The organism is Shewanella sp. POL2, assembly GCF_000282755.1.
Taxonomy (GTDB): Bacteria; Pseudomonadota; Gammaproteobacteria; order Enterobacterales; family Shewanellaceae; genus Shewanella; species Shewanella xiamenensis.
The window spans coordinates 1-22,103 of sequence record NZ_AKZL01000075.1 but is presented as its reverse complement, the minus strand read 5'-3'; the positions used below and the strand labels follow the sequence as shown (position 1 = coordinate 22,103).

Annotated in this window: 22 protein-coding genes and 1 pseudogene; 10 read left to right on the top strand and 13 right to left on the bottom strand. The window is 45.3% G+C overall.

What is annotated here, in order from left to right; genetic code table 11:
- A partial coding sequence (gene glnD, locus SHEWPOL2_RS17150; RefSeq protein WP_037430063.1) for a [protein-PII] uridylyltransferase occupies positions 1–1,800 on the top strand: 1,800 nt, incomplete at its 5' end.
- 18 nt (positions 1,801–1,818) lie between these two features.
- Positions 1,819–2,642 (top strand): annotated as a pseudogene (gene dapD, locus SHEWPOL2_RS17145) (2,3,4,5-tetrahydropyridine-2,6-dicarboxylate N-succinyltransferase).
- Between the two features lie 71 nt (positions 2,643–2,713).
- On the opposite strand, the gene SHEWPOL2_RS17140 reads toward dapD, so the two are convergent.
- The 4 genes from SHEWPOL2_RS17140 to SHEWPOL2_RS17125 all read right to left on the bottom strand — a co-directional run bounded on the left by SHEWPOL2_RS17140 (position 2,714) and on the right by SHEWPOL2_RS17125 (position 7,758).
- Positions 2,714–4,642, bottom strand: a complete 1,929-nt coding sequence (locus SHEWPOL2_RS17140) for an HD domain-containing phosphohydrolase (protein WP_037430060.1) — start codon at positions 4,640–4,642, stop codon at positions 2,714–2,716.
- A gap of 189 nt (positions 4,643–4,831) precedes the next feature.
- Positions 4,832–5,647, bottom strand: a complete 816-nt coding sequence (gene purU, locus SHEWPOL2_RS17135) for a formyltetrahydrofolate deformylase (RefSeq protein WP_037430067.1) — start codon at positions 5,645–5,647, stop codon at positions 4,832–4,834.
- A gap of 213 nt (positions 5,648–5,860) precedes the next feature.
- Positions 5,861–7,342: a PTS transporter subunit EIIC gene (locus SHEWPOL2_RS17130; RefSeq protein WP_037416720.1), complete on the bottom strand. Its 1,482-nt coding sequence runs from the start codon at positions 7,340–7,342 to the stop codon at positions 5,861–5,863.
- Complete coding sequence (locus SHEWPOL2_RS17125; protein ID WP_037416717.1) at positions 7,294–7,758, bottom strand: flavodoxin; 465 nt, start codon at positions 7,756–7,758, stop codon at positions 7,294–7,296. Before SHEWPOL2_RS17125 ends, SHEWPOL2_RS17130 begins: the two co-directional genes overlap by 49 nt.
- 123 nt (positions 7,759–7,881) lie before the next feature.
- On the opposite strand from SHEWPOL2_RS17125, the gene SHEWPOL2_RS22755 reads away from it, so the two are divergent.
- A complete protein-coding gene (locus SHEWPOL2_RS22755) occupies positions 7,882–8,055 on the top strand; it encodes a hypothetical protein (RefSeq protein WP_037416714.1) in 174 nt (57 codons plus the stop codon).
- 88 nt (positions 8,056–8,143) lie between these two features.
- Here SHEWPOL2_RS22755 and truC read toward each other — a convergent pair whose 3' ends face one another.
- Positions 8,144–8,980, bottom strand: a complete 837-nt coding sequence (gene truC / locus SHEWPOL2_RS17115) for a tRNA pseudouridine(65) synthase TruC (RefSeq protein WP_037416711.1) — start codon at positions 8,978–8,980, stop codon at positions 8,144–8,146.
- The gene (locus tag SHEWPOL2_RS17110; RefSeq protein ID WP_037430057.1) at positions 8,967–9,287 is read right to left on the bottom strand and encodes a YqcC family protein; all 321 of its coding nucleotides are present in this window, start codon (positions 9,285–9,287) and stop codon (positions 8,967–8,969) included. The genes truC and SHEWPOL2_RS17110 overlap by 14 nt, the downstream gene beginning before the upstream one ends.
- A gap of 147 nt (positions 9,288–9,434) precedes the next feature.
- Between SHEWPOL2_RS17110 and SHEWPOL2_RS17105 the strand changes: the two genes are divergently transcribed.
- The gene (locus tag SHEWPOL2_RS17105) at positions 9,435–10,448 is read left to right on the top strand and encodes a DUF3549 family protein (protein WP_037416706.1); all 1,014 of its coding nucleotides are present in this window, start codon (positions 9,435–9,437) and stop codon (positions 10,446–10,448) included.
- The gene (locus SHEWPOL2_RS17100) at positions 10,445–10,831 is read left to right on the top strand and encodes a DUF3301 domain-containing protein (protein ID WP_037430054.1); all 387 of its coding nucleotides are present in this window, start codon (positions 10,445–10,447) and stop codon (positions 10,829–10,831) included. Before SHEWPOL2_RS17105 ends, SHEWPOL2_RS17100 begins: the two co-directional genes overlap by 4 nt.
- 1,831 nt (positions 10,832–12,662) lie before the next feature.
- Here the strand turns inward: SHEWPOL2_RS17100 and SHEWPOL2_RS17090 are convergent.
- Both SHEWPOL2_RS17090 and SHEWPOL2_RS17085 read right to left on the bottom strand, forming a co-directional pair.
- Positions 12,663–12,968 (bottom strand): DUF962 domain-containing protein, encoded by a 306-nt coding sequence (locus SHEWPOL2_RS17090; protein ID WP_037430048.1) that lies wholly within the window; start codon positions 12,966–12,968, stop codon positions 12,663–12,665.
- Entirely contained in the window at positions 12,961–13,599 is a 639-nt protein-coding gene (locus SHEWPOL2_RS17085) for a GNAT family N-acetyltransferase (protein WP_037430045.1), read from the bottom strand. Before SHEWPOL2_RS17085 ends, SHEWPOL2_RS17090 begins: the two co-directional genes overlap by 8 nt.
- 145 nt (positions 13,600–13,744) lie before the next feature.
- Between SHEWPOL2_RS17085 and SHEWPOL2_RS17080 the strand changes: the two genes are divergently transcribed.
- Positions 13,745–13,978: a DUF2789 domain-containing protein gene (locus SHEWPOL2_RS17080; RefSeq protein WP_037416690.1), complete on the top strand. Its 234-nt coding sequence runs from the start codon at positions 13,745–13,747 to the stop codon at positions 13,976–13,978.
- A 38-nt stretch (positions 13,979–14,016) separates the two neighbouring features.
- On the opposite strand, the gene SHEWPOL2_RS17075 is transcribed toward SHEWPOL2_RS17080, so the two are convergent.
- Positions 14,017–14,415, bottom strand: a complete 399-nt coding sequence (locus SHEWPOL2_RS17075) for a DUF3192 domain-containing protein (RefSeq protein ID WP_037430043.1) — start codon at positions 14,413–14,415, stop codon at positions 14,017–14,019.
- A gap of 147 nt (positions 14,416–14,562) precedes the next feature.
- Between SHEWPOL2_RS17075 and SHEWPOL2_RS17070 the strand changes: the two genes are divergently transcribed.
- Together SHEWPOL2_RS17070 and SHEWPOL2_RS17065 are read left to right on the top strand one after the other, a co-directional pair.
- Positions 14,563–14,946 (top strand): hypothetical protein, encoded by a 384-nt coding sequence (locus tag SHEWPOL2_RS17070; protein ID WP_037430040.1) that lies wholly within the window; start codon positions 14,563–14,565, stop codon positions 14,944–14,946.
- A complete protein-coding gene (locus tag SHEWPOL2_RS17065; RefSeq protein ID WP_037430036.1) occupies positions 14,946–15,719 on the top strand; it encodes a Zn-ribbon-containing protein in 774 nt (257 codons plus the stop codon). The genes SHEWPOL2_RS17070 and SHEWPOL2_RS17065 overlap by 1 nt, the downstream gene beginning before the upstream one ends.
- 85 nt (positions 15,720–15,804) lie before the next feature.
- Here SHEWPOL2_RS17065 and syd read toward each other — a convergent pair whose 3' ends face one another.
- Positions 15,805–16,455, bottom strand: a complete 651-nt coding sequence (gene syd, locus SHEWPOL2_RS17060; protein ID WP_037430032.1) for a SecY-interacting protein — start codon at positions 16,453–16,455, stop codon at positions 15,805–15,807.
- Between the two features lie 59 nt (positions 16,456–16,514).
- Here syd and queF point away from each other — a divergent pair, with 59 nt between their 5' ends.
- Complete coding sequence (gene queF, locus SHEWPOL2_RS17055; RefSeq protein WP_037416675.1) at positions 16,515–17,375, top strand: NADPH-dependent 7-cyano-7-deazaguanine reductase QueF; 861 nt, start codon at positions 16,515–16,517, stop codon at positions 17,373–17,375.
- A 47-nt stretch (positions 17,376–17,422) separates the two neighbouring features.
- Here queF and SHEWPOL2_RS17050 read toward each other — a convergent pair whose 3' ends face one another.
- Positions 17,423–18,367 carry a LysR family transcriptional regulator gene (locus SHEWPOL2_RS17050; RefSeq protein WP_037430030.1) on the bottom strand — a complete coding sequence of 315 codons (945 nt, stop codon included), beginning with the start codon at positions 18,365–18,367 and terminating at the stop codon, positions 17,423–17,425.
- Between the two features lie 122 nt (positions 18,368–18,489).
- On the opposite strand from SHEWPOL2_RS17050, the gene SHEWPOL2_RS17045 reads away from it, so the two are divergent.
- The gene (locus SHEWPOL2_RS17045) at positions 18,490–20,481 is read left to right on the top strand and encodes an alkyl sulfatase dimerization domain-containing protein (RefSeq protein WP_037430028.1); all 1,992 of its coding nucleotides are present in this window, start codon (positions 18,490–18,492) and stop codon (positions 20,479–20,481) included.
- A 63-nt stretch (positions 20,482–20,544) separates the two neighbouring features.
- On the opposite strand, the gene SHEWPOL2_RS17040 is transcribed toward SHEWPOL2_RS17045, so the two are convergent.
- Complete coding sequence (locus SHEWPOL2_RS17040; RefSeq protein ID WP_037430026.1) at positions 20,545–21,090, bottom strand: hypothetical protein; 546 nt, start codon at positions 21,088–21,090, stop codon at positions 20,545–20,547.
- Between the two features lie 159 nt (positions 21,091–21,249).
- Positions 21,250–22,103 (bottom strand): 4'-phosphopantetheinyl transferase superfamily protein (locus SHEWPOL2_RS17035; RefSeq protein WP_037430025.1); only part of this gene is annotated, 854 nt, incomplete at its 5' end.

Sequence of the window (22,103 nt, the reverse complement as noted above, 5' to 3'; positions counted from 1 at the left end):
GTGGCTGAGTTAATGGGATACGAAGACGCGACCCAACTTGCTGTTGAGCAGATGATGAAACGTTACTATCGCACGGTGCGCCGCGTGATGGAACTCAACGAAATGCTGCTGCAACTATTTAAGCGGGCAACTCTTGGTCAAACGAAAGCTTTAGAAATTCAAGCGATTGACAATAACTATCAGCGCCGTGGTGCCTTTATCGAGGCCCTAAGTGACGATTTATTCGACAGCGGTGAAGAAATTGTACGTTTGTTTGTCCATGTCGCGAAAAACTCTAATATTAAAGGCATTTATGCGCCTACCCTACGCTCACTGAGACGTGCTCGCCGAGCACAGCAGCAACCTTTGCAAGAAAATCCTCAGTGCCGCCAAGCCTTTATGGAGATCTTAAAACATCCACGCGGTATTGCAGCCTTATCGCTGATGCATAAACACGGGGTGCTGTCGGCCTATTTGCCCGCATGGCGCAATATCGAAGGCCAAATGCAGTTTGACCTGTTCCACGCCTATACGGTGGATGAACACACCCACAGATTGCTCCTCAATATCGAGCGCTTCTCGCAGCCAGAACAAAAAGAAGAGTTTCCTTTAGGCTCAGTGCTTATCAATCAGTTACCGAAAAAAGGTTTGTTAGTACTCGGCGCGATTTTCCACGATATCGCCAAGGGCCGCGGCGGCGATCACAGCAAGCTTGGCTCAAGCGATGCCCTAGCCTTCTGTAAACTTCATGGCTTGAACGACCACGATGGCCGCTTAGTCGCTTGGTTAGTTGAAAATCACTTAGTAATGTCGGTAACCGCCCAGCGCCGTGATATTTCCGACCCCGATGTGGTGGCCGACTTTGCCAGCAAGGTGCGCGATGCGGTGCATTTAAGTTATTTGTACTGTTTAACCGTGGCCGATATCTGCGCCACTAACGAAAAGACCTGGAATAACTGGAAAGGCTCATTGCTACGCGACTTATATTTTTCAACCCAAAGGGTGCTCGCTCGCGGCAAAGAAAAGCCCGTCGATATTCGGGCCCGAGTACGCGAATACCAAGCCAAGGCGAAAAAAGAACTACTGCGGCGCGGCATTAAAGAAAAAGATTTAGATACCCTTTGGCAACGCTTTAAGGCCGACTACTTTTTGCGCCACCAGCCCAATCAAGTCGCTTGGCATGCTGAAGCCATCCTCAAGCATAAGCAGTTGGATGAGCCCTTAGTGCTCGTTTCAAAACACACGACCCGCGGCGGCACAGAGCTGTTTGTTTATTGTCAGGACAGACCTAAGTTATTTGCTACCGTGATGGCGGTGCTTGATAATAAAAATATTAACGTCCACGATGCTAACATCATGACATCAAAGGACAATTATGCTCTCGATACCTTTGTTATTCTCGAGCAAGACGGCGAACCCGTCAGCCAACTCTCGCGCATACAAAGTATCCGTAAAGCCCTTGAAAAAGCGCTCGCCAGTGATAACCCCAAACTGCCACGCTTTAGAAAACTGTCGCGCAAGATGAAACCTTTTAATGTTCCCACTCAGGTGAGTTTCCTTGAGAGTAACCGTCATGGTACAAGTATGATGGAACTCATTGCCTTGGATACGCCGGGATTATTAGCTAAAGTGGGCGATATTTTTTATCGCTGCAACACCACTTTGCTCTCCGCCAAGATCACTACCATCGGCGAGCGAGCGGAAGACTTTTTTATTTTGCAAACCAATGATGGCTTGCAACTCAATGAAAACCAAGAGCATACGCTCAAGGAAGCCTTGATTAGCGCACTGAGCGCCATCAACACAGAGTCAACCAATTAACCACAACGGGAGAAGTAAATGGAGGCTTTACGCCAACGTATTGAGGCCGCTTTTGAAGCGCGTGCCGACATCACACCAAGCACTGTTGACGCTAGCGTGCGTAACGATGTGCAACATGTCATCAATATGCTCGACAAGGGTGAACTGCGCGTCGCTGAAAAAATCGACGGCCAATGGCATGTTCATCAATGGTTGAAAAAGGCGGTGTTACTGTCATTCCGTATTTTTGATAACGCAGTTATCGATGGCGCCGAAACCAAATATTTTGACAAAGTGCCGTTAAAGTTTGCCGAGTATGACGAGGCCCGCTTTAAAGCCGAAGCCATCCGCGTGGTGCCTTCAGCCACTGTTCGTAAAGGCTCTTTTATCGGTAAAAACACTGTGTTAATGCCCTCTTACGTGAACCTTGGCGCCTACGTTGACGAAGGGACCATGGTTGACACTTGGGCAACTGTGGGTTCATGCGCGCAAATTGGTAAAAACGTGCATTTATCTGGTGGTGTAGGCATTGGTGGGGTATTGGAGCCGCTGCAAGCTGGCCCGACTATTATCGAAGATAACTGCTTTATCGGCGCACGCTCTGAAATTGTCGAAGGCGTTGTGGTAGAAGAAGGCTCGGTGATATCCATGGGCGTTTATATCGGCCAAAGTACCCGTATTTATGACCGTGAAACGGGCGAAATCCACTATGGCCGCGTACCAGCTGGCTCTGTAGTCGTATCCGGTAACCTGCCCTCAGCATGTGGCAAATCAGCCTATACGCTGCGATTATCGTCAAGAAAGTGGATGCAAAAACCCGCGGCAAAGTGGGGATCAACGAACTGTTACGTATCGTCGATTAATCGTTTCGCTACATTGCGGGATAACAAAATGCCAAGCAGCCTGCTTGGCATTTTTTATCTACTGAGTTCCGTTAAATTAAACGCTCGACATCCTGGCGTAACTTATTCGCCATTGCTATTGCACGCCAGCCGATTACGCCTATTGCATGTTGCGCCTTATTCACAACCACCAAAAACTCAGAGTCAGACTCATTAAGTTGCTGCAGCGCATCTTCTGAAGTCGCCACATCACTAATTAAAGGAACAGAATGCTCCATGATTTGATGAGCTTTTTTACGCAAAAAAGCCCTATCCTGTTCTCGCTCGGCTGCACTGCCAATGAGGGGGCTGAGCCAGTAGTCCAATAATCTTTGGGTGATAACGCCAATGAGGTGATGTTCTTCATCCTGTACAACAGCCACCTTAGCATGGGCGTGAGCAAGTAGTCGTTTAATGTCGGCTAACTCATGGTCCAAAGTGACTGTCACTACTGGGTCTAGCGCGGCAGAACCGATATGATCGCTAATACTAATTTCACGGTTAATAAGTACCTCTAAACAGGTTTCAACTATATCAGGATCAAATAAGGTCCCTTTACCCGCCCGAAGCACTTCTGTCATCTTCGCCAATCCCAATGAAGGACGATAGGGTCGGTGTGATAGGATTGAATCAGCAACATCGGCAACGGCAATAATTTTAGCCTCATAGAGAATCGCTTTATCCTTTAATCCCAAGGGATAACCCGATCCATCAAGCCGCTCGTGATGCTGTAATATCATTTGTTTAATCGGCCAGGGAAATTCGACATCCTCTACAATTTCCGCTCCATGTTGTGGATGAGTTTGAATTAAGGCGTATTCTTCTTTGGATAATTTTGAAGGTTTAGTCAAAATCTGTGATGGTATTGCAAGCTTTCCTATGTCATGCACCAGTGCACCGATTTTTAGCCCCTCTAAACGCTGCGGCTCAAGCCCGAGCTTTTCACCTATAAGATAGCTTAATTGGGCCACCGACTTTTGATGCCCCGCGGTATAGGCATCCTTAAGCTCTAATGCCTCGGAAATGGCGCTGATAAGCTGAGTTAACGATTGGGATAATTGCTCCTTTTGCGCCTTAATAATTTTGGACTGCCGCGATACTGCCCGCAAACTGCGGGGAAGCTCAATCGAATGCCATAAAATACTCGCAAAAGTGAGCAATGAGCGGGCATCTTGACGACTGTAGGGGTCACTTCGCCCAACGACGCAAATAATTCCCATCAACCGATTTCGAAATAAAATGGGCACCGCTAAATAGCGTTCCTCAAGCAGTAATTTATCGAATACTCCCTGAGCATTCGCGGGCCTACCTAGGCTATTTTTAATGATGGGCTTAAAGTTTTGAGCGCATTCAAGCCAGACAAGACTTTCAGTTTCAGGAGCTTGAGTCTCTTCTTCGACAATTTCTGGAAGGTCAATCTTAGATTGAGGATATTGGGTTCTGGCCGCCAAGCTAAGCAATTTCGATTTTTCGTTATGTAACAGAATAAACCCATACCGACTACCGCTGAGTGCGACAGATTTGGCTACCGCAACCCGGAAAACATCCTCAGGAGAAGACCTAATCACTTCTTCAATATGCTGCAACCAAACATCGCTCGCTTGGATTACACGGCGATAATCTAGGTGCAATTCTTTAATTTTGGGATCTTTAAAATTTATCTCAGATAAGATCAAGTACCATCCATTTTCAGGGACTGCATGCAAAGCGAAATGCACATTTGCGCCATTATTGTCCTGTAACTGGAAGCCTATATAACCACCGCTACGATGCTCAATATCTGCACATAAATCAGTATCAAAAGCACTGAATAACTGGCAAATAGGTTTATTAATGATTTGCGCTGCTGAGCGGTTACAGCGCTCATAAAAGGCTTGGCTCATTTTTTGAACACGAAACTCTTTATCGAGTTGTGCCCAAGACAAATGCAAACCATCGGGGAGATCCATCGTTCCGACAATTAGACCGCGATTTGTTGACATCCAACCTCCATCCTTGATTAAAAATAGGAATGTAGACTAAAAACTCATTAGGACATAAACAAAGTAAAAATCCTATTAAACATAAGGATAGCAAAGCGAATATTAGCCGCAGACTAAAACTGAAACATAAGATCCCCATCACGGTACGCGCAGGAGTATGTTGGGGATACTCAAATCAAATTTTACACCCTAAAACACAATGGTTTTATTGCCGTAAACCACCACTTGCTCATTTAACACTAATTGCAGCGCCTTGCTGAGAACACTTTTTTCAACGTCTCGCCCCGCTTTGGCCATTTCGAGTGCGCTGTAACTATGATCAACGGGGATCACATCCTGTTTGATAATCGGCCCTTCATCGAGGCAGTTGTTCACAAAATGCGCCGTCGCACCGATAATTTTCACCCCACGTTCCCAGGCTTGGCGGTAAGGAGCTGCACCAATAAAGGCTGGTAAGAAAGAGTGATGGATATTGATGATACGGTTTGGATATTCGGCAACAAAATCCGGCGTCAGCACCCGCATATACTTGGCAAGCACCAGATAGTCTGGCGCGTATTGCGACACCGCGGCCAATAACGCCTGCTCATGTTGAATTCTGTCGAGTCCTTCGTGGCTGACGAGATGAAAAGGAATATCAAACTTTTCAACAAGTTCTCTAAGTACATCGTGGTTGCCCACTACGGCTGCAATCTCAACATTTAAACCGCCATAATACGCTTTCATCAAGAGGTCGCCGAGACAATGTGCTTCTTTAGTGACTAATATAACAATGCGTTTCTTACCCGCACTCACTAAGGTCATATGATTTGGAACGGGTAAAACTTGACGCAGATCCTGCAATAATTGCTCGCTGTTAAAGTGCCCCTCAAGCTCAGTGCGCATAAAAAATCGTCCCTGCGCATTATCCACAAATTCACTGTTTTTGATGATGTTAAGCTGATGGTTAAAGCAAACACTGGTGATTTTGGCGATAAGCCCTTGGGCATCGGCACAATCTGTCATCAGAATTTTACGTGCTAAGGCGGGTTGTGCGTTGGATACTACATGCTGTGACTGCAAAATCTGATCTCCTCTATGGTCCCTCACTTGAGTGTGCCATAGCCAATCCACTGATACAGCATGAAAAGCTAACTTTTTGTGTTAAAAAGTGAATTTATTGTGAGTTAACTTTATTAAACACAATAAATCAGTGATTAATTTTAATAAGCTGCAATGCTAACGCCGTGTATCTAAATAACGCTGCAACACTTTACGCAGAGTTTCAGCCTTAGTGCCATACACCACTTGCACACCTTTCCCCATCACAATCACTCCCTTCGCGCCTAGCTGACTGAGTCGAACTTTATTAACTAACTCAGGGCTATGCACACTCAAACGTAATCGCGTTAAACAGGCATTGAGTTCAACGATGTTATCGCGACCACCTAATGCCGCAATAATTGCTCTTAAGCTCTCTTTGGAGCGATTGGCGTCATAGGATTCAAGCCGCCCTGGCGTTTTTAAATTAAATGCCAGAATACTTCCCCTAAACAAAATGTAATAAATCACCGCCGTAAGCGGCCCCAAGACTGCAAACCATCCCGTATTACGGGACAGGGAAAATAGCAAAGTGAAGTCAACCAGTCCGTGGGAAAATACAATACTATGGTGAATATCAAGCATAATGCAGACAGAGTAAGCCAAGCCCGCCAGCATGACATGGATAAGAAACAAGATAGGCGCCACAAACATAAAGGCAAACTCAATTGGCTCAGTCACACCTGTTAACCAACTGGCTGCCGCAGCGGAAAGCATAATACCCGCAACACGATTTCGCTCCGAGGCATCAGCGCAGCGCCAAATGGCCAGCGCCGCTGCTGGTAATCCCCACATTTTAATCAGGTAGCCCCCCGCTAAATTCCCTGCTTGCGGATCACCCGCTAAATAACGCGCCACTTCACCGCGTACCACTTCGGCGTCCTGCAACTGATATTGGCCAACTTCTAAATAAAATGGTGCATTCCAAATATGATGTAGCCCTAAGGGAATGAGTAAACGCTCAAGCGCACCATAAACACCAAACGCAATTGCAGGCTTTTGGTAAACAGCCCAATCAGAGACTCGCTCAATCAATAAGGAGATTGATGGCCATACATGGGCGAGTACATAACCTAACCCCATTGCCAACGGAATGATCAATAAAGAGGCGCTACGCCGCCCTTCGAAAAAGGAAAAAATCGCTGGCAGGCGAATATATTGGCTCCAACGCACCGCAAAGCAAGTCACGCCGCCAATCAGCATGCCGCCAGCAATCCCAGTATCTAAGGTATCCATGCCAAGAACTGACTGAGTTGGCAATTGGTATAGGTCAGCTAAAGCAGCCAAGGTTGCTGTCAACACCCCATAGCCAAACACCGCGGTAAATGCAGCAATCCCTTGATCTCGACAAAAACCAATCGCCACTGCCACCGCAAACAAAATCGGCATAATCGCGAAGATCAGCTTACCCACAGCCAGCATTAATACATTAAGTACTTCAGGCATAAAGGGGATTGGGCTTACCGTCAACCCCAGCATAACCCCAGCCGCGGGTAAAATGGCAATAGGGATTAACAGCGCTTGGCTTAAGCGCTGAGCAAATTTAAACCACTGCTGAGTGACCAAATGGCCTAAGCGGCGCGCTCGGATTTGACGACTTGGTTCCAGCTTTGCAGCCATTTTATCGCTTCGACCTCAGGTTCCATGGTTTCACAGGCGTCAATATCGAGACGCTCCACAACGGCTTTTGCGCCTAATTCACTCAGCAATGCATCCACTGACTTGCCTGCACCACAAAAGGTATCGTAACTTGAATCTCCCAGCGCAATAACACTGTATTTCAGCTCTGGCAAATAGGGAGCTGTTGTTTGGAGATGATAAAACCAGGGCTGGATATCATCGGGTAAATCGCCCTGCCCGGTGGTTGAGGTGACAACCACTAACAGCTCATCTTGTGGTGGTGTAAATTGGCTAATTTCATTCGGTTGCCACAATCTGGCTTCATAACCAAGTTCTGTCAGCGCTTTTTCTAAGGTTTCGGCGGTAAATTGTGCGCTACCATACACAGTGCCAAAGATCAGATTAACTTTTTTCATGATATACTCCGTCCCACATGCGTAAACGCAACTCAGCTGAAGTTACTTTATTGTTATGCTTTAGGGCAAGCGACAAGGTAAAAATTTTATAAATCAAGTTATTGAGCATGAGGAACTAAACTGATGCGACAGAGCAATAGGCAAAAACACCTCAAGCACCAACATAAAAGCACTCAAATTAGACGTAAACATTACTTTCATGCCGCACAGCAAAACCTGCAAACGCCACTTAAGCCCACCACGGGATTTTCAAGCTTAGTCACCTTAATGCAAGAACTAAAGCTAGCGAGTAGCTAAGCTGTTAACATCAGGGCCAACAGCAAGTGAACAGACAACACTATCTTAGTCACGCAAATAAACACGTGGCGACCTAATACATTTCAGCTTAACCCGCAATCAATATGCTCGGTGTGGAAGATAATGCGCTGTCATCCCAACCAAGGCGAGCAAAAACGGTTTCCCATTCTGGCTCAAGCTCTGTTTCAATGCTTAAGCGCTCATGGGTTATCGGGTGAGTGAAGGTTAATTTTTTCGCAATCAGCCATAGTCGATTGATGTCAAAATGGGTTCTAAAAAATGCATTTTGCTTACCATCACCATGGGTGGTATCACCAATAATCGGATGACGTAAGTGCGCCATATGGCGTCTTAGTTGATGCTTGCGCCCCGTTTTAGGACTCAGTTTAACTAAAGCAAATCGACTCGTTGCATAACGTCCTGACGGATAGGGGATTTCAGCATTGAGTAGCGGTTCATATTGAGTCACCGCTTCTTGGGCCGCTTTATCTTGATTTGAGAACTTATCCGCCACTTCATCCAATTCCACCTTGAGCGCATAATCCAATACACCACTCTCGTGCATATTGCCACGCACCAACGCTAGGTACTGTTTTTCGATACTATGGTCGGCAAATTGTTCGCAAAGCGCGTTAGCCACTTCACTATTTTTGGCAAATAACAACACGCCAGAGGTCGGTCTATCTAAACGATGTACCGGAAACACATGACACCCCACCAGATCGCGTGTTAATTGCATCGCAAAAAAACGTTCACGGCGTGCCAAATAACTGCGATGCACCAGCAATCCCGCAGGTTTGTGGATAGCAACGAGATGCTCGTCTTGATATAAAATGTGCAGTTCAGGCGCGGCTTCTACATCATCACTATCGGTATTCAATTGCTTACTCTCTGGTATATCTAACCAGATATCATCTTGGTTCATTTAACAATATATCCAATTCATTTAAGACACCGATTAAGGGTGTTAATGTCGCCCGCTCAGACCACACATGTTCAGCCATAGGCGCAATGGCAATTTGGCTAGGCAAGGGTTGTCCAGCATCGATCAATGCTTGCATTCGCGGGATAAAGATAAACTGTAACCATTGTTCAAACGACATAAGATCGCAGGCAAACGGCGCAATACTGGCCATCGCTTTATCACTTGGCGCATTGGCCGACCAAAGTCCAACACGTTGGAGCTCGTGAATAATTTGGGCTAATTTTATTTGAGTTTGGCTGTAAAGCATCAATGTAACGTCCTTTAGCTCGCAGTCAATAGAAGATAACGCTCAGCGACAGGGGGCGATAAAAGTGTGGCAATCATACCATCGTGAACAACTTCCCCCTATAATGTCGCCAATTTATTGAGCCTTTTTGATTGATATAGCAGCCAAATGACTGAAATTACTACGCTTAGCCAATTTTTAACGACAGCCAAAACCCAATTCCAAGTCTATGAACTGGGTCGAAGGGTACAGCACATCGACATGTTGGCCTTCCATCAAATCGAATCTCTAGCCACACCTTATCCCTACCCCATTCAAGGCCATGCACAGTTTGCCATTGTTTTTTGGAATGAAAGCCAGCAGCATTTTATTTGGTTCCTCAAGCTTCCTTTAGATGAGCAAGGCCTGCTCTCGCCTGCACCCCGTTCACAATTTATTGAAATGGTACTCACGGCACTGGGACAAGATCCAACTCAGCCATTAACCGATGAACAGCAGGATCGCCTCGCCAATAATCCATTTAGTTTTAAACCTAGCCAAGAGAAACTAGCGTTATTCAACGCCTTAGTGCGTAAGCAATTAGGGTTAAAGGCATCAATCCAATATGAATTTGCCATGCAATACTTATCAGGCCAAATTGCTCCGAGTGAATGGCAACATATTGGCCTGCAAGGTTTGAGCGATGTTTGTGTCCGTCTCAATGAATTAGATCATGAGCAACATATCCTTGCCAGTTTTGACCATGCCGCCATTGAAGTACAAATCGCTCTATGCCAGTGCCTCGAACATCTACAGTTGACTGAGGCTATTGCGGAGAAGATCTTTAGTAAGTTCATCAAGGCACCTAATGAGTACCAATCCTATTACATGCGAGCATTAGCATCACAGTCTGAATTAAGCCAACAAGCCTTAGCCCACTTACAGCATACAGACCAGCTTGATGCAAACGCCCTCATCAGTATTGCAGGTCGAAATTGGTCGATACTAAAGCAAGAGCTGAGTCGCAGTATTTACTTAGAAGCACTTGCACTTCAGCCGCAAGCCTTTTTTAATCAGGTCTTTGCTGATATTGTGGCTATTCCTAATTTACGCAATCACTTACTGCGTGAATTACGAAATCCCAATCGTAGTGTTCAACTATCACAAGCCATTGGTGGCTTGTTTAAGGCTGCAAGTAAATGATGTCAGATCTTCTGTTAATTATTGCGCTGATTGTCGTTGCCGCTTTCTTTTGGCAACTTCGTCAAATGGCAGAATTAAGCCGTATTTTTGCTGAAAAAGAATGCTGTAGACAAAAAGTACAACTATTAGCGATCGCAATGGAAACCGCTCGTCCTAGCCTTGGCGGTACTACTGGGATCTGTTGGAAGGCAAAGTATCTGTTCGAGTTCAGCACAGATGGTATAAATCAATATCGTGGTCATATATGGATGCTAGGTAAAAAAATTCAAAAGATTGAATGGCCTATATTCCCAGAACCCGAATGGCAAGAAGCACCGATGGCGAAAGGTAAATTTGGTGGCTGTGGGAGCCAAAGTAGTTGTAGCTCGGGCAAGTGTCATTAAGTCACTGCCGTTGACCTTTGAGCTGAATTGATAACGCCAAGCCATATTGATAAGACTCAGCCATAGCGCGGCTCAACATCTGCATCATCTGTATGAATACCAAAAAGAAAGGGCGTGATCCTAAGATCACGCCCTTCTGTTCTTTGTTAAGCTATCCCGCTATTTTCGTGCTCCCTGCACCATCCATGCGTCAACTTGCATCCTGCATCATCCCTGTTCAATCCTTGATATCTCCCTGTACTCAAGTACATCCCTATCTCTTGGCGTTCCTTTTACCAAGCTTGCTCTTTCCTGAGCGGTTCCAGCATCATCCATGAAATAGGTTAAGTTGCTTCCTTTCTGCTGCACTCCTTGTGCCATCGCAATCCTGTGCAACTAGGCTATCTATCCGTGATAGTCTATCCTTCCGTGGTTCGTAACGCTTTCATCCTGAAAGTCTTTCCTTACCATTCCGTGAGTGTTAATCCGTTAAACACTGTCCGGCCATCCTGACCGCTAACATCCTGTTGTCTCTCGCTCCCTCTGCAAATGAATCTTAGGATAGTCATGATGAAATTTGCGCTAGTTAAAATAAAAAGATAAACCGCAATAATAACGACATAATTAAAAGCAAAACCTAACACACTGATTAAACTATATTTGATGGAATATGACGGTTTTTATCAGTCAAAAAACTTACAAATTACTTACATACTTGTGAGACATATCTCACAAAGAAACTGGCAATTTTAATCCTCTCAACTAATTTAGTTTGCTTGCCAAGAAAGACTCAGAACCAACCAAGCCGTAAATCGCCGCATAAAGGAGCAATAATCGACAATCTCTTTTATCCAACTACCGTTAAAATTATAAAAATGGACATTTTGACACAGAATTATGAACAGCCTCTAAGCGACGCCAAGTTCCATATACTTTGGTTAGTATCAACCACTAGAACCAAGCAACTCAAAAGTATCATTGCGCATTGTTATCAATGCATAAGCGGGTTGATATTACAATCTTGATAAGCTGTGAACTGGGTGATTGGACGGATTTGCAATTCAATATTTATAAGATGCCTAGATACAAGCTGCAGCTTCAAAAGACAAAAAAGAAAAGGGCGTACTGTGTACGCCCCATTTATTCTCTGTAAGCCATCCTGCTTATTTGTGCTCCCTGCACCATCCATGCGTTTACGTGCATCCTACAGCATCCCTGTATCCCTAATCCTCCCTGTGTTATGGCTTAACCATAACACTCAATCCTTTGACCCGGAAATCCTATTCCGGCACCAGTCACATCCTATGACTCATTCCATAATGCATCCTGCTCAATGCCTTCCATAGACGAGTACAAGCTGTTCACCCTTATACTTATCCCTTAACTCGATACATCCTGCACCGAGTACATGCTTAATCCTTAAGCTTGTCCTTTATCATCCTGAAACCTGTCGTCCTAACAAGTATTATATCCTGTATCATCCTTGACAAAGCTATCCTGCTTTTCCTTAGCCTATCCTTGGTTTATGACAGTTTTCCTACCGCCAGAGGTTCAAATCCAAGAACCTAAATTAGTTGCTTCTTGCATCCGTTTCGCCCGTATTGCAATCCGTGCTATCCATGTGTTTTGGCGACAAATAAATTCTACGTGAATTCTGTCTTTGTTGTTCCCCCATAAGAACAACAACCCAGGAAAATCTCATTCAACCAGCAAAGTGGAATTTATAATAAATTGAAATTAAATAACTTTTAAAAATGCAGATTATAAAACAATCAACAAGAAAACATATTGTCTTACAGGCTTTGTAAGCGATCTCTCACACGCTTGTCAGCTTCTTACCGGAATATCAGATTCAATACTTTACTTTTCCCAAAAGAATTTGGACAAACATCACCCAATCCCCCATCAAGCTGTACAAAGGATATTGAAAGGTCGCAGGTCGATTACGCTCAAAGACAAAATGACCAACCCAAGCAAATCCATATCCCACAAGCGGGATCAGCATCAACAACCACCATGCGGCAGTGATAAATGCAGCCCCTAATAATAACAATACCAGAATACTTCCAATAAAATGTAGCCGCCGACAACGACTGTCTTGATGCTGGGAGAGATAGAAAGGATAAAACTCAGCGAAAGAGCGATAACGTTCATTCATCTTGTTGGCCTGTATAAAAAAGTAATTGCCCAGCCACACTACCAATAGTCAATTCACCCAAGAAAACAAAATCATGTTGTTTAAATAAATGCATATGAGCTTCCTGCGAGGTGAATACCCCAATACCTTCAAGATTTGGCTGCTCATCGCACCAACTCACTACCGCTTGAACAAGTTGATGGCCCAGCCCTTTACCTTGCTCGTTTGGCGCTAAAGCAATAAATTGCAAAATCCCACAACGCTGGCTGGGTAACAGTTCCAAAATAATCGATTCCTTTTTCATCATAGCTTGGGTCGATTGCCAACCCGTACCCAGCAACATTTTGAGCCGCCAGTGCCAATAGCGACCTTCTCCGAGTGGCACTTCTTGGGTGACAACGCAAGCAACCCCCACTAAATGAGCACCATCGAAGAGTCCGATTAAGGCCTGCTTTTGTTGCCATAGAGTATTGAGTTCTTCGCGAATTGCGGCGCGTAATTTTTGTTCGTAGGCAAATTTATCTGCGGTGGATAACGCATTAATAAAAAAGGGATCATCGTGATACGCATTGTAGATAATTGAAGCGGCCAAGCGTAAATCTTCTGCGGTGAGATAAACGGCACGATACTCATCCAAGGTTTTATTGTCCATTGTTAGAATTCCTTGATTTAGATCACACTCTTATGAGTCTTTATCAATGTATCAAGGAAACCCAAAAGTGCAAATTTTAATCATCGATTGCATTTCCTAAAGAGATGCATAACCTAGATAAAAAGCTAACCAAGGGAGAGATCGAATGGATACTACACCTATTGATTTAAGCCATCTATTTGAACAACTGGGATTAGAGAGTCAACCCAATGCTATTGCGCAATTTATTGCGACTCATAAGCTGGCAGCGCAAATACACTTAACTGAAGCGCCTTTTTGGACACAAGCGCAAAAGAGTTTTCTCACCGAAGCATTAGAGGCTGATGCACAATGGACCGAACTGATTGAGCAGCTTGATGCTCAGTTAAGAAAGCCCTAATTTTTAGGGCTTTCAAGTGTATTTTGGGGAAGTTGGGGTTAAATCTTTTGATACGCAGTGTCGCCCCAACCTACTAAAACATGGTTACTCAAGACTACAGGCGTACATTCATCCTTAGTGGTTTTACCATCGCTATGGGAGTGCTGAGTGCGATAAAAGAGGACCAACACTTCTTTATCTGCTTGTCCTGCGCTTTGTTGTAAATAGGACTCGCTAAAGTCTGCTGCTCCCATTAGCGTCATCACTTGGTCTTTGCTCATGCCAAGGCTGAGCTTAGTCAGATTAGTGCGGTTTTTATCCTGGGTTTTTTCCCAAGATTCGTTGCTATCCCACTTAGATTCACTGTCACCGACATTGACCACACAACCGCTAAGACCTAAGCTTGCTAACCCTAAAAACGTGACCGCGATGAGTTTGCGATTAATATTTGCGTTCATATTATGACTTCCTGTGTACTTGTTATAAAAATTGTTAAAAAGCAAAATCAATGCCAAAAAGCAATGCATTGATTTATAAGAACTAAAATAACCACATCACAGTAAGTTAGTGAAAAACACGATATACATTAAGGAATTTCACTTATTATGAGTCCCATTGACCAAGTGTTAGCTGCAGCGTGCGCACTCGAAGCCAGCGGTAAAACCCCAAGCCTTGCCCTGATAAAAAGCCGTGTCGGTAACAAAATCCCCATGCCGCTGTTAATCCAAGGATTACAGCAGTTTAAATCGATACCCAAAGCCGAGCGGGAGCGTTTAGCGGCCCAATCACAGCCCGTGGTTGAAGAGACACATACCGCCGATGCTTCGCCACTCACAGTCGCCACATTGGCGCAACAGTTAGCCCAGTTGCAACAAGGCATTGAACAGGCCCTCGCGTTAAAAAACAACGAGATCATGCAACTCAGAAATGAACTTATCGAGCTGAAACAACATGTCAGTCAACTCGAATCCCAAGGAAAATCCGCTTAATGTTTGTCACCGAATTGCGCTTTGAATGCTTTGCCGATACCACCATCAGTGCGGCAGAACGTGCCATCAATCAATTACTCGAAGCCTATCGCGCTAATGGTCAAATCCTCGGCCGCGAATTTGCCGTAGCCTTTAATGAGGGCGAATTTCGAGTACGCCTACTCACGCCGGAAAAAAACAGTTTGGCCCATCGTTACCATAGCCCTTGGGTGAAGAAAGCGCTGGCGGAATTAACCGAGGCTAAACTACTGGCGCCACGTGAAAAGTTTATCGGTCAGGATATTAATTCTGAGGTCAGTAACACTGAGCCGCCCAGCTGGCAGCTGCTCTACACTAGCTATGTGCATATGTGTTCCCCCCTGCGTAGTGGTGATAACTTATTACCTATTCCGCTGTATCAAATCCCTGCGACCTTTAATGGCGATCATAAGCGAGTTATCCGCTGGCAAACCGAGTGGCAAGCCTGTGATGAGTTACAAATGGCGGCCGCCACTAAGGCAGAATTTGCAGCGCTAGAAGAATTATCTAGCCCAAACAGTGATTTATTTAGACGAGGTTGGGACTTACGCGGCCGAATCGAATACCTTACTAAAATTCCCACTTACTATTATTTGTATCGCGTCGGAGGGCAGGATCTGCAATCTGAGCTGGCACGCCCCTGCCCGCGTTGTGGCAACCACGACTGGAAGCTCGATGAGCCATTATTGGATATGTTTCACTTTCGCTGCGAACCTTGCCGCATAGTGTCTAACTTGTCTTGGGATCATCAATAGCCTTGCCTTATTGAAGCGTAAACTCGACAGGCTAGATATGCATGTCGAGTTTACTATGTTTAGGCCTTGCTGCATTTCAACGCGCTTAACGCTTACCAATCAGATTGTGCCACATACGTTTAAAGCTGGCAAAAATCCCAGGATGCTCGAGCGCTGGCATAGGCAATTCTTCATGTTTCACGGGCGGCGCGATACGTGGCGATAACGCCTCAATAAACGCCGCTAAACTCGGCGCCAATTGGGTAGAGGGAAGCTCGCCGGGGATTTCCACCCATACACTACCATCGGCATTATCCACCGTTAGCATCTTATCGCCCTCATCAAGCAAACCAATAAACCAGGTGGGCGGTTGCTTAAGTTTTTGCTTCATCATTAAGTGACCGATAATATTTTGCTGCAGCGCGTCAAAATCCGCCTCGTTCCATACCTGTAGTAATTCTCCTGTGCCCCATGGTGAATCAAATAGCACGGGCGCCGCAAAATACTCACCATAGAAGTAATTGATATCAGGCCATAATTTAAGTTCAAGTGCATGCTCAACATTCGCAAAGCTGCCTACTTGTTCACGTTTAACAGGTAACCAGCTCACCGCCTCATCGGATGATTCATCAAACTCTCCTTGAATGCACAAAGATGGCTCACCTCGCGGGTAATATCGCGGTAATTCGCCTAAAGTTGATAGGTAAGACTGATGATAGTTTTGCAAAAATTTATCGAGAGCAGGCAGACAAGACACTTAAGCACAATCCAATTTCGGGTATAATGTGCGCCTATTTTGACATGGAAACAGTATTGATGACACAGAATCACGATCCCTATAGTGATGCAAAAGAACTTGCGAGCTTAACTTTAGGTAAAGCTACTGATTACCAAGCCGAGTATGATGCATCGCTGCTGCAAGGGGTTCCTCGCTCACTTAACCGTAATGCTATCAACCTGACTGCGGAGAGTTTACCTTTCCACGGAGCCGATATCTGGACGGCCTATGAGCTGTCTTGGCTAAATGCCAAGGGTAAACCTATGGTGGCTATCGCCGACATTCAGCTAAGTCATGCAAGCCAAAATCTGATCGAGTCAAAATCCTTCAAACTGTATTTAAACAGTTTTAATCAAACCAAATTCGACAATCTCGATGCGGTGCAAAAAACCTTAGTTAAAGATCTAAGTGAATGTGCCCAAGGCGATGTTAACGTTAAGATTATTGAGCCTAAAAGTTTTGGTATTCAACGTGTCGTCGAACTGCCAGGCACTTGCATTGACGATCTGGATATTGAAGTCAGTGATTATGATTTTAATCCTGATTATCTTGAAAACAGCACAGATGAAAAACAGATTGTCGCTGAGACACTCAATTCTAATCTATTGAAATCAAACTGCTTAATTACCTCTCAACCCGATTGGGGCAGTGTGATGATCCGTTATCAAGGGCCAAAAATCGATCGCGAAAAATTACTGCGCTATTTGATTTCGTTCCGCCAACATAATGAGTTTCACGAACAATGTGTCGAGCGAATTTTTGTCGACCTAAAACATTACTGTCACTGTGCTAAGTTAACTGTATACGCCCGCTACACCCGTCGTGGCGGCTTAGACATTAACCCCTACCGCAGTGACTTTGAGCATCCGGGTGAAAGCCACAGGTTAGCTAGACAGTAATAGATACCTTCTTAAAACAATAAGATAAACACGCAAAAAGCGCTGATTCACTCGCTACGAGCCTGAACCAGCGCTTTTTCATTTGTTGTCATGGTACTGGCACTGAGTAATAAGCTTCGTAACCATTGATGACTCGGGTTTTGGGTATATTTACTGCTCCACACCATATATAAATCAATTGGTCTTGTTTTTAGTGGCATAGGTAGTATTTGTAGGCCAAACATTTCAGCGTATTGACTGGCATAACGTAAAGGGGCGATACCTATCGCCTCACTTTTACCTACGGTTGCAAACATACTTAATAGAGAGGACTGTTCACTGTACATCCTGCGCCTTGGTAACACGCCTTCAGTAAACAAATCCCCCGCCGTCAAATTAAAACGCCGCAAATTTAAAAATACGTGTTTCTCCTCAAAATACTGTTGATGAGTAATGGCTCCATGAATACGAGGATGCTGCTTACTGGCAATACAGACTAAACGTTCAGTAAAGAGTAATTTGCTTGAGAGCAAAGTTTGCTGCGCGGGTTTAATATCGATCGCCACCGCAACCCGCTCAAGCAAGATATCGCGATATAACTCAGCCTCCTGTGGCGGCGACTCACGAAAAATCACTTCGATATCCGCATCCAACAATAAAGCTTGCACACCTGCTTGCAGCGTTTCAATAACCGACTCATTGGCATATACATAAAAGCGCCGCTGGCTTGAGCGGGGATCAAAATGCTCAAACCCAAGTAATACGGTTTCGATATCAGCCATGGGTTGCTCAAACTTACGATACATCTCTCGCGCTACTGCGGTTGGTTCAATTCCACGCCCAACCCGAGTAAACAGCGACTCTCCTACCCATGATCTCAATCGGCCAATGGCATTACTCACGGAAGACTGGGTTAAATCTAACTCCTGCGCCGCTTGGGTAAACGAACGTGTACGATAAACCACCATAAACACACGTAATAAGTTTAAATCTAACGGCTTTTGTGTCGGCATAGGGGAAACACTCATTCACAAGATAAATATTACAACCCAAGCTAACTCGAGTTATCTAAATATACAAGCTGGCTATACTCAAACCATCAACGACACAATCCCACTTATCGGTAGGTAAAATGATGCAAAAATCTTTGATGACAATCAGTATTCTCGCCAGCTTCTCCTTAAGCGCAGTCGCCGCTGAACACGAGCATGAACACATCAGCCTGCACTATCAAGGCAAGCCTGCTACCAAACAAACCATAGAGGTGAACAAGGCCACAGCAGCCACCCTTAACTTTGCCGATAAAAAAGCCTTTGAAGCGTTTTCGAAGAATCTTATCGCCGAACTCGATGAACCTACGGCAGCGATTTTACGGGCCGATTTCAGCTTTATTGGCGATAAAACTCCTGACACAGTTAACCCGTCACTGTATCGTCAAGCCCAGCTGAATATGGTGTCTAACGGCTTATACAAGGTCACCGACGGCATCTATCAAGTGCGCGGCACCGACTTAGCCAACTTAACCCTTATCCGCGGTAAAACAGGCTGGATCCTGTATGACGTGCTACTCACCAAAGAATCAGCAAAGTTGTCATTGGAATTTGCGCTTAAACATTTACCAGAGGGCAATGATTTACCTGTGGTCGCGATGATTTATTCCCATAGCCATGGAGATCATTTTGGCGGTTCCCGCGCCATTAAAGACATGTTTCCAAACGTCAAAGTCTATGGTTCCCATAACATCACCAAAGAAATTGTTGACGAAAACGTCCTCGCAGGAAATGCCATGAGCCGCCGCGCCGCCTATCAATACGGCGCCACATTAGAGCGCAATGAGCAAGGCATTGTCGATGCCGCACTTGCCAAAGGCTTATCCAAAGGCGAAGTCACCTATGTAAAACCCGATATCACCCTTAACAGCAAAGATAAATGGGAAACGCTGACTATCGATGGTATCGAAATGGTGTTTATGGATGCCTCGGGTACAGAAGCTGCGTCGGAAATGGCCACCTATATTCCCTCAATGAAGGCCCTATGGACGGCTGAACTCACCTACCATGGCATGCACAACATTTACACCTTACGTGGGGCAAAAGTACGGGATGCCATCAAATGGTCTAAAGATATCAATGCATTGCTAACACGCTTTGGTGATGATGCGCAGGTACTGTTTGAAGCACACTCCGCGCCCGTGTTTGGTAATACGGATGTCAACGCCTACTTAAGAATGCAAAGGGATAACTATGGCCTAGTCCATAATCAAACCCTGCGTTTAGCCAATAATGGGGTGGGTATTCAAGATATTGGCGATGCGATTCAAACCACAATCCCCAAAGCCGTGCGCGATACTTGGTACACCAATGGTTATCACGGCACCTATAGCCACAATGCTAAAGCCGTGTACAACATGTATTTAGGCTATTTTGATATGAATCCGGCCAACTTAAACCCACTACCCACAAAGGATGAATCCGCCAAATTTGTTGAGTATATGGGCGGCGCTAACGCCGTGCTTAAACATGCCAAAACCGACTATGCCAAAGGCGAATACCGTTTTGTAGCCACCGCACTCAATAAAGTGGTGATGGCAGAACCTAATAACACTGAAGCCAGACAATTACTTGCCGATACCTATGAACAACTGGGTTATCAAGCCGAAGGCGCTGGCTGGCGCAATATTTATCTGACGGGTGCCCAAGAGTTACGCGCAGGAGTCCAGCCCGGTGCACCTAAATCAGCCTCAGCTGATATTCTAGGTGAAATGGATATCTCAACCCTGTTTGACTTTCTCGCCGTCAAAGTCGATAGCATCAAGGCCGCTGAGCTTGGGCTGTTAAGGCTTAATGTGATTAATCCTGACACTAAAGAAACGCTCTATGTAGAGCTAAGCAATGGTAATTTAAGCAATATTCAAGTTGATAAGCCGATGGAGGCTGATACTAATCTTTATATTGATAAGCGTTATATTACCGGTATTTTACTCGGTAAAACGCCCCTTAAAGACTTGCTGGCTAACGGCAGTGCCAAACTGGAAGGCGACAAAACCGCTTTTGGTAAAATCATGTCGACCTTAGTCCAGTTCGATGCCAACTTTGAAATTGTCCCACTACCACCAACTGCTAAATAAATAATCCAACGCCCTGAATATTCAGGGCGTTTTTATAAGATGAAGGCGTGACGTTCACACTGGTTAGTTGGCAATACTTGTCGCTGGGGATGTGGTTTTACACTCCAGTAATAACTGCTGAAAATGCGCGCCTAAATCCTGCTGGGCAAATTGCTCACTCGCCAGTGCCATTTGTTTAAGACTTTGCATTGCTTGATCTAATCCTTGCTGCTCAATAAGGCTTTTCGCATAGGCCGCGGCATCGGCGCCCTTTTGCAGCAAGCTTGCCACTTGCTCAAAACTCACCTCTTGTTCCATTAGCTTCTGTAGGTCGCCGAGTAATTCTGTCACCTTGGCCGACTCCACTAAGGCGCCTTCGACATTGACTAACTTACCTAAGGGATCTTGCGTCAGTTTCTCTGTCACGCAGGCCGACACTGTGCCCGCCGCCGCACTTTGAGCCACAACATCGAGTCCGCGGCTGCGAATTTGCTCAACCACTTGCTGTAGTTGCGGATCTTGAGCAAGCCATGCCTGCTCTAATTGCTGTTTTTCATCGCCACCAAAGTAGCCACAGCCACCGAGCAGCAGCAACGTGCTAGTCGACAAAAGGCATTTGAATTTCATCATTAACAACCTTATCAGTGAGTTCTCTTACATGACTATAGCGAGCGAGGTTTAATCTAAAATGAATAATCAAGGAAGGAATAACAAACTCAGCTAAAAGAACCGTAATCTAAATTCAAAGTGACTCATTGCAAGCAAAAGCCTTATCCGCCACTGAGTACATTAGACGACTGAGCATGCCGCCAGTAATCCGGTAATACTGGTTGGCTGCATGGAAATCGCCACATTCCCCAAGCTATGACTATGCATTAAGCTCAAACCAAAACGATATTCATCATTGAGCCGACCAAAGTAACCCTGCCAATGCTGTACACCAGAGGTTGTGGCATCGAGTGCTGATCCAGGTTCAATCAACAGCTTAATATTGGAATAAAGTTGAATACGCGAGGGGAGTTGAAGATAAGAACGGTGCTTAGCTTGGCTCGGTGAAGCAACGTTCAGCCACTGATTAAGCTCAACCCAGTTACGGGGTTCGGCAGCTTGCAGCGCGCCATCATCAACCGCCAGTAAACTGTTTGGTGCTAAGTCAAAGGCAAAGGATTTCAGTGACTGTGCAAGGCCCAAACCCGTTGCCTTGATGTAGGATTCCTTTAGCGCCCAAAGATCAAAAAAGCGCTGCCGCTGCGCATCTTCACCTTCAAGGGCTAATAAGCCTTCGGCTTCAATCGGGGAAAAATAATGATTAAGGATCGGGTAAATATTAGTGCTGGCGCGGGAGCGCTCGATATCCACCCCCAAGCCTAAACGGGGCTGCGCAGTGTTAGCGGCGGCGCCCTTGTCATCGTCTTGCCCTAAGGCAATCAACAACCAGTCGCCACTGTGGCTTAAGTTAAACTCAATGCCAGTACTAAGAAACAGCTCATGGTTAAGACTGGGTTTGCCCTTTTCACCGTATTCAAAACACCAGTCCTGCGGCGCAATCAGTCGTTGGGAGGAGTAAGGTGAGGCTCCACCACGAGATTGCAGTCCTTGGGATAAGACGCAGCGCAGCGCCGCTCGCACCAATAAGCCATTCA

Bases quoted from the DNA above. Each gene is read 5' to 3' on its own strand.
- SHEWPOL2_RS17070 (WP_037430040.1), top strand. From the start codon at position 14,563: ATGAGTCCCATTGACCAAGTGTTAGCTGCAGCGTGCGCACTCGAAGCC.
- SHEWPOL2_RS22755 (WP_037416714.1), top strand. From the start codon at position 7,882: ATGCGACAGAGCAATAGGCAAAAACACCTCAAGCACCAACATAAAAGC.
- SHEWPOL2_RS17085 (WP_037430045.1), bottom strand. From the start codon at position 13,599: ATGGACAATAAAACCTTGGATGAGTATCGTGCCGTTTATCTCACCGCA.
- SHEWPOL2_RS17110 (WP_037430057.1), bottom strand. From the start codon at position 9,287: ATGCTTTACAGCCAAACTCAAATAAAATTAGCCCAAATTATTCACGAG.
- SHEWPOL2_RS17140 (WP_037430060.1), bottom strand. From the start codon at position 4,642: ATGTCAACAAATCGCGGTCTAATTGTCGGAACGATGGATCTCCCCGAT.
- truC (WP_037416711.1), bottom strand. From the start codon at position 8,980: ATGAACCAAGATGATATCTGGTTAGATATACCAGAGAGTAAGCAATTG.
- SHEWPOL2_RS17090 (WP_037430048.1), bottom strand. From the start codon at position 12,968: ATGAATGAACGTTATCGCTCTTTCGCTGAGTTTTATCCTTTCTATCTC.
- SHEWPOL2_RS17080 (WP_037416690.1), top strand. From the start codon at position 13,745: ATGGATACTACACCTATTGATTTAAGCCATCTATTTGAACAACTGGGA.
- SHEWPOL2_RS17075 (WP_037430043.1), bottom strand. From the start codon at position 14,415: ATGAACGCAAATATTAATCGCAAACTCATCGCGGTCACGTTTTTAGGG.
- SHEWPOL2_RS17040 (WP_037430026.1), bottom strand. From the start codon at position 21,090: ATGATGAAATTCAAATGCCTTTTGTCGACTAGCACGTTGCTGCTGCTC.
- SHEWPOL2_RS17100 (WP_037430054.1), top strand. From the start codon at position 10,445: ATGATGTCAGATCTTCTGTTAATTATTGCGCTGATTGTCGTTGCCGCT.
- SHEWPOL2_RS17130 (WP_037416720.1), bottom strand. From the start codon at position 7,342: ATGGCTGCAAAGCTGGAACCAAGTCGTCAAATCCGAGCGCGCCGCTTA.
- queF (WP_037416675.1), top strand. From the start codon at position 16,515: ATGACACAGAATCACGATCCCTATAGTGATGCAAAAGAACTTGCGAGC.
- SHEWPOL2_RS17045 (WP_037430028.1), top strand. From the start codon at position 18,490: ATGCAAAAATCTTTGATGACAATCAGTATTCTCGCCAGCTTCTCCTTA.
- SHEWPOL2_RS17065 (WP_037430036.1), top strand. From the start codon at position 14,946: ATGTTTGTCACCGAATTGCGCTTTGAATGCTTTGCCGATACCACCATC.
- purU (WP_037430067.1), bottom strand. From the start codon at position 5,647: ATGACAGATTGTGCCGATGCCCAAGGGCTTATCGCCAAAATCACCAGT.
- SHEWPOL2_RS17105 (WP_037416706.1), top strand. From the start codon at position 9,435: ATGACTGAAATTACTACGCTTAGCCAATTTTTAACGACAGCCAAAACC.
- SHEWPOL2_RS17125 (WP_037416717.1), bottom strand. From the start codon at position 7,758: ATGAAAAAAGTTAATCTGATCTTTGGCACTGTGTATGGTAGCGCACAA.
- SHEWPOL2_RS17050 (WP_037430030.1), bottom strand. From the start codon at position 18,367: ATGCCGACACAAAAGCCGTTAGATTTAAACTTATTACGTGTGTTTATG.